Annotated in this window: 11 protein-coding genes; 7 read left to right on the forward strand and 4 right to left on the reverse strand. The window is 65.8% G+C overall.

All coding sequences use genetic code 11. The features are described from left to right. Positions 1-76: 76 nt before the first annotated feature. The 4 genes from ACT4OC_RS21045 to ACT4OC_RS21060 form a co-directional block, all read right to left on the reverse strand. Entirely contained in the window at positions 77-1,000 is a 924-nt protein-coding gene (locus ACT4OC_RS21045; RefSeq protein ID WP_444840957.1) for an AEC family transporter, read from the reverse strand. 2 nt (positions 1,001-1,002) lie between these two features. Continuing rightward, positions 1,003-1,485, reverse strand: a complete 483-nt coding sequence (gene ruvX / locus ACT4OC_RS21050) for a Holliday junction resolvase RuvX (protein ID WP_444840958.1) — start codon at positions 1,483-1,485, stop codon at positions 1,003-1,005. Between the two features lie 91 nt (positions 1,486-1,576). After that, positions 1,577-2,512, reverse strand: a complete 936-nt coding sequence (locus tag ACT4OC_RS21055) for a cyclase family protein (protein WP_444840959.1) — start codon at positions 2,510-2,512, stop codon at positions 1,577-1,579. A 181-nt stretch (positions 2,513-2,693) separates the two neighbouring features. After that, a complete protein-coding gene (locus ACT4OC_RS21060; RefSeq protein WP_444840960.1) occupies positions 2,694-3,575 on the reverse strand; it encodes a LysR substrate-binding domain-containing protein in 882 nt (293 codons plus the stop codon). A gap of 102 nt (positions 3,576-3,677) precedes the next feature. Here ACT4OC_RS21060 and ACT4OC_RS21065 point away from each other — a divergent pair, with 102 nt between their 5' ends. The 7 genes from ACT4OC_RS21065 (at position 3,678) to gatB (ending at position 9,587) form a co-directional block, all read left to right on the forward strand. Further along, complete coding sequence (locus tag ACT4OC_RS21065) at positions 3,678-4,655, forward strand: NAD(P)H-dependent flavin oxidoreductase (protein WP_444840961.1); 978 nt, start codon at positions 3,678-3,680, stop codon at positions 4,653-4,655. A 22-nt stretch (positions 4,656-4,677) separates the two neighbouring features. Then, positions 4,678-5,754 carry an NAD(P)H-dependent flavin oxidoreductase gene (locus tag ACT4OC_RS21070; protein WP_444840962.1) on the forward strand — a complete coding sequence of 359 codons (1,077 nt, stop codon included), beginning with the start codon at positions 4,678-4,680 and terminating at the stop codon, positions 5,752-5,754. Positions 5,755-5,834: 80 nt separating this feature from the next. Beyond that, positions 5,835-6,122, forward strand: a complete 288-nt coding sequence (gatC, locus tag ACT4OC_RS21075) for an Asp-tRNA(Asn)/Glu-tRNA(Gln) amidotransferase subunit GatC (protein WP_444840963.1) — start codon at positions 5,835-5,837, stop codon at positions 6,120-6,122. A gap of 9 nt (positions 6,123-6,131) precedes the next feature. Then, the gene (locus ACT4OC_RS21080; RefSeq protein ID WP_291611082.1) at positions 6,132-6,344 is read left to right on the forward strand and encodes a hypothetical protein; all 213 of its coding nucleotides are present in this window, start codon (positions 6,132-6,134) and stop codon (positions 6,342-6,344) included. Beyond that, positions 6,341-7,816 (forward strand): Asp-tRNA(Asn)/Glu-tRNA(Gln) amidotransferase subunit GatA, encoded by a 1,476-nt coding sequence (gatA, locus tag ACT4OC_RS21085; RefSeq protein ID WP_444840964.1) that lies wholly within the window; start codon positions 6,341-6,343, stop codon positions 7,814-7,816. Before ACT4OC_RS21080 ends, gatA begins: the two co-directional genes overlap by 4 nt. Before the next feature lie 2 nt (positions 7,817-7,818). Then, on the forward strand, positions 7,819-8,112 hold the full coding sequence (locus ACT4OC_RS21090) for a hypothetical protein (protein ID WP_444840965.1): 294 nt from the start codon (positions 7,819-7,821) through the stop codon (positions 8,110-8,112). Continuing rightward, entirely contained in the window at positions 8,109-9,587 is a 1,479-nt protein-coding gene (gatB, locus tag ACT4OC_RS21095) for an Asp-tRNA(Asn)/Glu-tRNA(Gln) amidotransferase subunit GatB (protein WP_444840966.1), read from the forward strand. Before ACT4OC_RS21090 ends, gatB begins: the two co-directional genes overlap by 4 nt. Positions 9,588-10,832 lie beyond the last annotated feature (1,245 nt).

Raw genomic sequence — 10,832 nt, forward strand, 5'->3', positions numbered from 1 at the left:
AATCCACCTTTCCGCTTGCGGCGAGATGGATTGCTTCGTCGCTACGCTCCTCGCAATGACGGCGAGAGGCCGGAGCCTAACTCACCAGCGCAATCACGACCGGCATCGTGATCGCCGCCAGAATCGTCTGCAGGGTGATGATCTGCGCCAGCAGTGGCGCGTCGCCGCCCATCTGCCGCGCCAGCACATAGGCGGACGACGAGGTCGGCACAGCCGAGCAGACTGCCACGATCACCAGGCTTGGGCCGGAAACGCCGAACCAAAGCGCCAGCGCAATGCAAAACACCGGCATCAGGATCAGCTTGAGGAACACTGTGATCGATGCGGCGAGGCGTGGGCGCAGCAGGCCTTCGAGGTGCAGGCCGGCGCCGGTGACGAGCAGCCCGATGCCGAGGGAGGAGCGGCCGAGCGCCTCGGCGACGTCGTGCCAGACCTTCGGCAGCTGCAGATGCGTGACATTTACAGCCAGCCCGATCGCGCAGGCCCAGATCAGCGGGTTCTTCACCACCGTCATCGCGATCGCGCGGACCGATTGCTTTTCCGGCGCGGCGTAATGTGCCAGCACGGATACGCTGAACACATTCACCAGCGGAATGATGGCCACCATGGCGACCGAGGCCAGCGCCAGCCCGGCATTGCCGAACAGATTGCTCGCGACCGCCAGCGCCACATAGGTCTGCCAGCGCGTCGCGCCCTGGAAGATCGAGGTGAAGGCGGGCCCGTCGATGTTCCAGCGCGACAGGAGGGGGCGCAGCGCCAGGCACAGCAGCGACATCGCGAGCGCCGACAGCATCAGCGCGCCGCCGACGCCGGCGACCGGCACGCTGGACAGGTCGGCTTTCACCAGCGTCTGGATCAGCAGCGTCGGAAACAGCACGTAGTAGGTCAGCCGTTCCAGCCCGTGCCATTGCGTGTCCAGCCGCATCAGGCTGCGCTTCAGGACGAAGCCGAGCACGATCAGCAGGAAGACCGGCAGCAGCGCCGGGATCACCACCGCCATGCCTAGGCGTCTCCGCGACGGGTCTTCAACCGGTCGAGCGCGCCCTGCAGGATGAAGATCGCTGCATGCTCGTCGATCACAGCCGCGCGTTTGGCACGGCTGACATCCATGCCGATCAGTTCGCGCTCCACCGCCGACGTCGAGAGCCGCTCGTCCCAGAGGCCGATCGGCAGCTCTGTGAGGCTCGCCAGATTGCGCGCAAAGGCACGGGTCGATTGCGCGCGCGGGCCCTCACTGCCGTCCATGTTGATGGGCAGGCCCAGCACGAAGCCGGTGGCGCTACGCTCGGCGGCGAGCGCCAACAGGCGCGCCGCGTCCGCCTTGAACGCCTTGCGCTGGATCGTTTCCACGCCGGTCGCGAGCCGCCGGTCCGGATCGGAGACGGCTACGCCAATGGTCTTGGTGCCGAGGTCGAGGCCGATCAGGGCGCCGCGCTCGGGCCAGCGTGCGGCGGCTTCGATCAGCGGAAGGATGGGGGCGGGCATGGGCAGCGCATAGCATGCGCGCGGCGGAGCAGGCAAAGGTCGAAGCGGCATGGCATCCCCGCGGACGCCACGCCGCTTGGCGAGATCGTCCTTACCTGATCGCGATCGGGTTGATCATGCTCTGCACGGCGCCCTTGAAGCGGGGCTGGCCGAGCACGAACAGGAACTCGTAGGCCTTGTCCTTGGCGAGTTCGGCCGTGTCCATGTTCTCCAGAATATAGGTGCCGTTCATCGGCAGCAGGATCTGGTGCACCTCGAACACGTTCTTGGACTCGAAGGGGAGGACCTCGAGACCCCAGGTATCGGCGCCGATTGCGACAACGCCTTTGCCGACCAGGTACTTGGCGCCTTCGACGCCGAGCCCGGGCTCGGCCGCGCCGTAGCGCTTGTCGTCCTTGCCGATCAGGCTGAGCCAGCCGGTGTGGAAGAGCACGACGTCCCCCTGGCGGATCTCGACGCCCTGTTTCTTGGCGACTTCCTCGATCTCCTTGACGTTGAAGGCGGTGCCTTCCTTGACCACGTCGATGCCGTAATGGGCGGCCATGTCGAGCAGCACGCCGCGCGCCACGATCGGCGGGATCTTTTCGACGCCGAGCTTCTTCAGGCCCGTGGGATCGGCGAATTCGAGCAGTTTGTTGCCGTTGTAGTAGACGTGCTCGACGCCGATATGGCCGAGCCCGTCGATCTGGCTGCCGACGCCGACCCAGCCCTCGATGATGTCGTCATTGTAGGTGGTCTTGCTCGGTCCGAGGCCGGGGATGCCGGCCTGGCCGGGCTGCACGATGGTGACCTTGAAACTGCGCGGCGGGTAGGCGGGCGTCTTTGAATCGACGGGGATACCGAGCGCGTAGGTCTTGCCGGTCTTCACGAGCTGGGCGGCTTTGACGACGAGCTCGGGCTTCATGTAGTTGGCGGCGCCGATCTCGTCGTTCGGACCCCATTTCGATTTCGTCCAGTCTTGCGCGTTGGCCGCACTGACCGATCCCAACAAGGCAGCAGAGCAGCACAGAACGAGTGCTTGACGCATCGCAGTCCTCCCAGAGTTGACGTTATGGTTGTTGGCAGCAAGTGCCTCATACTAACGGAGGCGAAGCGAACGGCCAGAGGATTCCGACCGAGCGGTGCACATTCGCATTTGCGAAGCGCGCTTTGGCTTTGTCGCGAAAATGTGGCACGAGAATTTCGCAGCGTGGAAGAACGGCCGTCGTTCAGGCCGCGATGTCTGCCTCCTGCCCGTGCAGACAGGAGACGAAACCGCGAAGCGCGCTGTACTCGTGCGTGGCCCGGCGCGTGACGAACAGCGTCTCCACCCGCGATTGCGCCGCCCCGAGTGAGTGGACGCTGACGGCGTCGTTTCGTTCCACCACCGCGCGCGGCAGCAGCGTGACCCCCATGCCGGCCGCGACGCAGCCGACCATGCCGTCGAGCGTGCCGAGCTCGAACCGCGTGGCCGACGGCCAGCCGAATTCGGCCAGAACCTGCTCCAGGCGTTGCCGGTAGGTGCAGCCGGTGCGGAACACCAGCGCCGTCGGACCGGGCTCCGGCGTCGCCGCGCGCAATTCGGCGAGGCTTTTCAGATGCCGCTCCGTGACCAGCACCAGCTCCTCGCGGAAGGCGACCGTCGCGGCGAGGTCCATATGCTCGATCGGCCCGGCGACGAATGCACCGTCGAGACTGCCGTCGAGCACGGCGGTGACGAGGTCGGCGGTGGTTGCCGTGCGCAGGCTGAGCTTCACGGCGGGAAAGCGGCGGTGGAAATCGGCAAGCAAGGCCGGCAGGCGCACGGCTGCCGTCGTCTCCATCGAGCCGATGGCGAGCGGCCCCTTCACTTCGCCATCGTCGCGGGCAGCGATCACGGCCTCGCGCGACAAGGCCGCCATCCGCTGGGCATAGGGAAGCAGGCGGCGGCCGGCGCCGGTCAGGGTCATGCCGCGGCTGTGCCGCTCGAACAGGGCGGTGCCGATCTCGGCTTCCAGCGCCTTGACGCGTTGAGTCACGTTGGACTGCACGGTGTTGAGTTCTTCGGCGGCGCGCGTGATGCCGCCGGTGCGGGCCACGGCCGAGAAGGTGAGGAGGTCGGTCAGTTCCACCGCAAATCTCCGTTTCAATTTAGAGATGGCTGCATTCTGAAGTATTCATTTTTGGAGAATGATAGACGCCGCTAAGTTCGCTGTCCAGACGAGGAGGGATTCATGTCGATCGCAACGCCACTGACCGCGCTTCTCGGCATCGAGCATCCGATATTGCTGGCCCCGATGGATGTGATCTCGGGTGCGCGGCTGACCATGGCGGTGAGCGGCGCCGGTGGTCTCGGCATTTTGGGCGGCGGCTATGGCGATCGGGAGTGGCTGGAGGCGGAGACCGCGAAGCTCAGGGGTTTCGAAGGTCCCTTCGGCATCGGTTTCATTACCTGGAGTCTCGCCAGGCAGCCCGAACTTCTCGACATTGCGCTGGCGGCAAGGCCGCGCGCGGTCATGCTGTCATTCGGCGATCCCTCGGTCTTTGCGCCGCGCATCAAGCGGGGCGGCGCGCTGCTGATCTGCCAGGTGCAGAACGAGGATATGGCGAAGCAGGCGCTGGATGCCGGCGCCGATATCCTGATCGCGCAGGGGACCGAAGCCGGCGGGCACGGCGCCTCGCGCACCACCATCGACATCGTGCCCACGATCATCGATCTGGCGGCCGGCCGCGTGCCCGTCGCTGCCGCCGGCGGCATCGCTGACGGACGCGGGCTGGCGGCCATGATGATGCTGGGTGCTTCGGGCGTGCTGATGGGCACGCGCTTCTACGCCAGCGCGGAGGCCGACGGCGCGGAGGAGGCAAAGCGGCGCATCTGTGCGGCCGACAGCGGCAGCAGCGTTCGCGGCATCATCTTCGATCTCTCGCGCAACAACGTCTGGCCCGCGCCGTTCACCGGCCGCTGCCTGATCAACGATCATGCGCGCCGCTGGATGGGCCGCGAACTCGAGCTGCTGCAGCAGGTCAATGCGGTGGCAGCCGAATATGCCGCCGCCAGGGCCGCCGCAAATTTCGACGTCGCCGCCGTGATTGCCGGCGAGTCCGTCGGCCTGATCCATGATATTCCGCCCGCGGCCGAAATCGTCGAACGCATCGTCGCCGAAGCCGGGCAGTTGCTGCTTGGCCGCAGCAATTTCACCGCCGCCGCCTAGCGCCAACCCAATGAGAAAAGCCATGTGGCCCGATCGCCGTCTCCTCGACCTCTTCAAGACCGAATTTCCGATCGTGCTCGCGCCGATGGCGGGGGTGGTGGATGCCGAACTCGTCATCGCCGCGGCCCAAGGCGGCGCGCTGGGCTCGCTGCCCTGCGCGATGATCTCCGCCGAGAAGGCGCGCGAGCAGGTCAACATCATCCGTCAGCGCGTCTCCGCGCCGGTCAACATGAACTTCTTCTGCCACAGGGCGGTCGATGCCGATCCCGTGCGCGAAGCCGGCTGGAGGGCGAGACTGGGCGACTACTACGGGGAGTTCGGGCTCGATCCGGCCGCACCCGTCAATGCCGCCAACCGTGCGCCGTTCGATGCGGCGTTTTGTGCCGTGGTCGAGGAGCTCAAGCCCGAGGTGGTGAGCTTCCATTTCGGGCTGCCGTCGCCCGATCTCGTGAAGCGCGTCAAGGCAACGGGCGCAATCGTGATGTCGTCGGCAACCACCGTGAAGGAAGCGATCTGGCTGGAGGAGAACGGCGCCGACGTCGTCATCGCGCAAGGTGCCGAGGCGGGCGGCCACCGCGGCATGTTCATGACGGAAAATATCGCCGAGCAGCCCGGCACCTTCGCGCTGGTGCCGCAGGTCGTCGATGCCGTGAAAGTTCCGGTCATTGCAGCAGGCGGCATCGCCGACGGGCGAGGCATCGCGGCGGCCTTTGCGCTCGGTGCCTCCGGCGTGCAGATCGGCACCGCCTATCTGCGCTGCCCCGAATCGAAGGTGACAGCTCCGGCGCGTGTGGCGCTGGCGCAGGCTACCGACGAGAGCACCGTCATCACCAACGTCATGACCGGCCGCCCCGCGCGCGGCGTCGCCAACCGCGTGATGCGCGAGGTCGGCCCGATCTCGCCGGATGCCCCGGCATTCCCCCATGCCGCCACCGCGCTCGGCCCCCTGAAGGCGGCGGCCGAAAAGCTCGGCAGGGTCGATTTCACCAATCTTTGGGCAGGGCAGGCGGTGCGGATGGGCAAGGAAATGCCCGCGGCGGAGCTTACCCGGGCCTTGGCCGGCGGGGCGCTGGCCCGGCTCGCGCAAATGGCCGGTTAAGCGGGCAGCCCCCGCGGTTGCGGCGCAAAAGCGGCCTCTGCTATACGGCGGGCTGAAACCCCCGCTTGAGGCCCTATATAATGTCCGTGGACGCCACGACCGTTCGCCGTATCGCGCATCTGGCGCGGATCGCGGTCACCGACGCCGAAGTTCCCCATCTGCAGGGCGAGCTGAACGCAATGCTGGCCTTTGTCGAGCAGTTGTCGGAGGTCAACATCGAGGGTGTCGAGCCGATGACCTCGGTGACGCCGATGGAGATGAAGAAGCGGGCCGATGTCGTCAATGACGGCGAGATCGCCGACGACATCGTGAAGAATGCGCCGGCGACCGAGGATCACTTCTTCCTGGTGCCCAAGGTCGTGGAATAGAGGTGACGCATGTGTCTGCTCTGCGACGATGAGAAGGCCTACAAGGCCTATATGGACTTCCTGGATGCCATGGAGAAGCAGGGCAAACAGGCCGATCCCGACAAGGCGATCGATGCCGTGCTCGATGCGCTCGAGGCCAGCGAGCTGACCCGCCCGAAGCAGGACGACCCCGCCAACGACAAGACGCTCTCCCCGTTCTTCTGCAGCCCGATCAATAAATGACAACGTTGACATCGATGACGATCGCCGAGGCCCGCGACGGCCTCGCGAAAAAGTCTTTCTCGTCGCGCGAGCTGACCGAGGCGCATCTGGCGGCCATGGAAGCCGCGCGTTCGCTCAATGCCTTCGTTCTTGAGACACCCGACAGGGCGCGCCAGATGGCGCAGGCCGCCGACGCCAGCATCGCCAGGGGCGAGGGCGGGCCGCTCGCCGGCATTCCGCTCGGCATCAAGGATTTGTTCGCCACCAGGGACGTGCGCACCACCGCGTGCTCGAAGATCCTCGGCAATTTCGTGCCGACCTACGAGTCCACCGTCACCTCGCAGCTCTGGCGCGACGGCGCGGTGATGCTCGGCAAGCTCAACAACGACGAGTTCGCGATGGGCTCGTCGAACGAGACTTCGTGCTTCGGTCCGGTGGTCAATCCCTGGCGGCGCGAGGGCTCCAACACCGCGCTGGTGCCGGGTGGCTCGTCCGGCGGATCGGCTTCCGCCGTGGCGGCGCTGCTTTGCATGGGCGCGACCGCAACCGACACCGGCGGCTCGATCCGCCAGCCTGCGGCGTTCACCGCCACCGTCGGCGTGAAACCGACCTATGGCCGCTGCTCGCGCTGGGGCATCGTCGCCTTTGCCTCCTCGCTCGACCAGGCAGGTCCGATCGCACGCACCAACCGCGACGCTGCAATCCTGCTCCGCTCGATGGCCGGCCACGATCCGAAGGACACGACCTCGGTCAACATTGATGTGCCGGACTATGAGGCTGCGATCGGCAGGTCCGTGAAGGGCATGAAGATCGGCATCCCCAAGGAGTATCGCCTCGATGGCATGCCGAACGAGATCGAAAGGCTCTGGAGCGAGGGCGCGGCCTGGCTGAAGGCGGCCGGCGCCGAGCTGGTCGAGGTGTCGCTGCCGCACACGAAATACGCGCTGCCGGCCTACTACATCGTGGCGCCGGCGGAGGCTTCCTCCAACCTCGCGCGCTACGACGGTGTGCGCTACGGCCTGCGCGAGCAGGGCCGCAACGTCATCGACATGTACGAGAACACCCGCGCGAGCGGCTTTGGCGCCGAAGTGCGCCGCCGCGTCATGATCGGCACCTATGTGCTCTCGGCAGGCTATTACGACGCCTATTATCTGCGTGCCCAGAAGGTTCGCACGCTGATCAAGAAGGACTTCGAGGACTGCTTTGCCAAGGGCGTCACCGCGATCCTGACGCCCGCGACGCCGTCGGCGGCGTTCGGCGTCGGCGAGAAGGGCGGCGCCGATCCCGTCGAGATGTATCTCAACGACATCTTCACGGTGACCGTGAACATGGCGGGCCTGCCGGGCATCGCGGTGCCCGCCGGCAAGGACAGCCAGGGCCTGCCGCTCGGCTTGCAGCTGATCGGCCGTCCCTTCGACGAGGAGACGCTGTTCGCGCTCGGCGAGGTGATCGAGCAGGCCGCCGGCCGGTTCCCCGCGCCCAAGTGGTGGTGAGCATGGCCGATCTGAAAGCCAGCCTTTCAGACGCACTGCCGGCGCCGACGCTGAGCCCGCCGCTGGCCGCGCTGTGGTGGGCCGCCAAGGGCGACTGGGACGCTGCGCACAAGATCGTCCAGGACGAAGACACCAGGGACGCCGCCTGGGTGCACGCCTATCTGCACCGCGTCGAGGGCGATCTTGGCAACGCCGGCTATTGGTACCGCCAGGCGGGCCAGCCGGTGGCAAAGGACTCGTTGGATGCCGAGTGGGAGCGGATCGCCGCTACGCTCGGCGGAGGAGAACGGAAATGACGGCGACCGGCGGCAAGCTGATCAAGGGCTCAACCGGCGACTGGGAGGTCGTGATCGGCGTGGAAATCCATGCCCAGGTCACCTCGAACTCAAAGCTGTTTTCCGGCGCCTCCACCGCATTCGGCGGCGAGCCCAACAGCCAGGTCTCGCTGGTCGATGCCGCGATGCCGGGCATGCTGCCCGTGATCAACGAGGAATGCGTCAGGCAGGCTGTCAGGACCGGACTTGGCCTCAACGCAAAGATCAACCTTCGCTCGGTGTTCGACCGCAAGAACTATTTCTATCCCGATCTGCCGCAGGGCTACCAGATCAGCCAGTACAAGTCGCCGATCGTCGGCGAAGGCGAGGTGACCGTCGAGCTCGAGGGCGGCAGGACCGCCGCCATCGGCATCGAGCGGCTGCATCTGGAGCAGGACCCGGCAAAAATGCTGCACGACAAGTTGCCGTCGCAGTCCCTTGTCGATCTCAACCGCTGCGGCGTCGCGCTGATGGAGATTGTCTCGAAACCGGACATCCGCGATGCCGAGCAGGCCAAGGCCTATGTGACCAAGCTGCGCTCGATCCTGCGTTATCTCGGCACCTGCGATGGCGACATGGAGAAGGGATCCCTGCGCGCCGACGTCAACGTGTCCGTGCGCAAGCCGGGCGGGCCGCTCGGCACCCGCTGCGAGATCAAGAACCTGAACTCGATCAACTTCATCGGACAGGCGGTTGAGGTCGAGGCGCGGCGCCAGATCGAGATCGTCGAGGAGGGCGGGCAGATCGAGCAAGAGACCCGTCTGTTCGACCCCAACAAGGGCGAGACGCGCTCACTGCGCTCCAAAGAGGAGGCGCACGACTACCGTTACTTCCCCGATCCCGACCTGCTGCCGCTGGAATTCAGCCAGGCCTTCGTCGACGGCCTCAGGGCGCACCTGCCGGAGCTGCCGGACCAGAAGAAGGCGCGCTTCGTCGCCGACTTTGCACTGTCGGCCTATGACGCCGGCGTGCTGGTCGCCGAGCGCGAGAGCGCCGATTTCTACGAGGCGGTGTTGGCGAAGCTCTCCGACCAGAAGCGCGACGGCAAGGTGGCCGCGAACTGGGTGATCAACGAGCTGTTCGGCCGGCTCAACAAGGAAGGCCGGGATATTGCGGGCTCGCCGGTGTCGGCCGCTCAATTGGGCACGATCGTTGACCTGATCGGCGAGGGCACCATCTCCGGCAAAATCGCCAAGGACCTGTTCGAGATCGTCTGGCAGGAGGGCGGCGACCCCCGCGCGATCGTCGAGGCGCGCGGCTTGAAGCAGGTCACCGACCTGTCGGCGATCGAAAAGGTGGTCGACGAGATCGTCGCCGCCAATCCTGACAAGGTGGCGCAGGCGAAAGCGAAGCCCCAGGCGCTCGGCTGGTTCGTCGGCCAGGTGATGAAGTCGTCCGGCGGCAAGGCGAACCCGCAAGCCGTCAACGATCTCCTGAAGACGAAGCTCGGTCTTTGACGGCGGCGTGCGCGAACGTCGCGCGCCGCCACCGCTTCGTCGCCTCGCATCTTCCTTTTTCGTCGCAAAGCGATCGCGCATGACGTGCGCGAGGCGACGCGCGTGTTGCGAATCGACGGACGATGATTCGCAAGAACGGCGACGTTCGATGCGCGCGAGCGAGCGAACATGCCGGTGAGCACGAAAATATTTTTCTTGCCAAAATTCGCGACTCGGAGTCCGCGAACGGAGCCGTTAACTACGTTGGCCCGCTCGCGCGCGCTTTCATCGCGCAAGAAATGCGTCGAGCGTGAATCAAGGAAATCACTGCGGCACAGGCATTTCCTGCGATGCCGACGAATGCGGACGCGGGCGGCGCGAGCGTTTCGCGCATCGCGATGCGCACGCATCGTCGCGTCGTCGCATGATGCGCGCGATGCGCTCGCGCAGCCGCGCGTCAACACTTCCTTAAGCGGGACGCTGTTTTTTTTGACGTTGTTGCTGTATTTCGAATGACGTGCATCTCGATTCCCGAGTGCACAACAGCGACAAAGCCATCTCACTACATCAGGAGGGCAACATGGCTAAGAAGGCAAAGAAGGCGAAGAAGGCGAAGAGCGCAGTGAAGAAGACTGCGAAGAAGACCCGCAAGGTCGCCAAGAAGAAGAAGTAACTCTCGTCTTCGAGAGGATGCCGGTGTCCTTGATGCCGGCGCGTCACGAGAGCCTCCCAGCGACTGACCTGCGAAAGCCGGTTTCTCCCTGAAGCGCTCTGGTCGACGAAAGAGGGTGTCGGCGAGACATCAGGTCAACGGCCGGATCGAAACTTCCTCAAGCCTGAGGATCGGTACGGCAGAAGAAACGGTCTTTCTTCGTTCGGTGCGGAGCGGTCTTCGTTCCGCGGTTTCCCCCAGGGCCTCATCGGCCACGGGCCGAGATATGGTCCTGACGTGTTCGCCGACGCCCTCGTTCCAGCTGCCGGGGATCGCCCCGGCTTTTTTTATGCCCGGACATCGTTGGTGCAATCCGGTTCCCGGCCGCGGCAGGGCAATCGCATATGATGTTCACGAGTTTTATCGGCTGGCTCGCTTCGCCTCTCCCGCTTGCGGGGGAGGCCGACGCGCTCGAAGAGCGCGGCGGGTGGGGGCTCTCTCCACGCAGGGAATCCCGACGTGGAAGCGCCCCCCCCCCCACCCAACCCCCCACGCCGGGGGGGGAGCGCGCGGGCCGGGTGGCGGGCGGCGGGGCCGGTGTGGGCAACGCAACA

It is taken from the genome of Bradyrhizobium sp. (genome assembly GCF_052389815.1).
GTDB lineage: Bacteria > Pseudomonadota > Alphaproteobacteria > Rhizobiales > Xanthobacteraceae > Bradyrhizobium.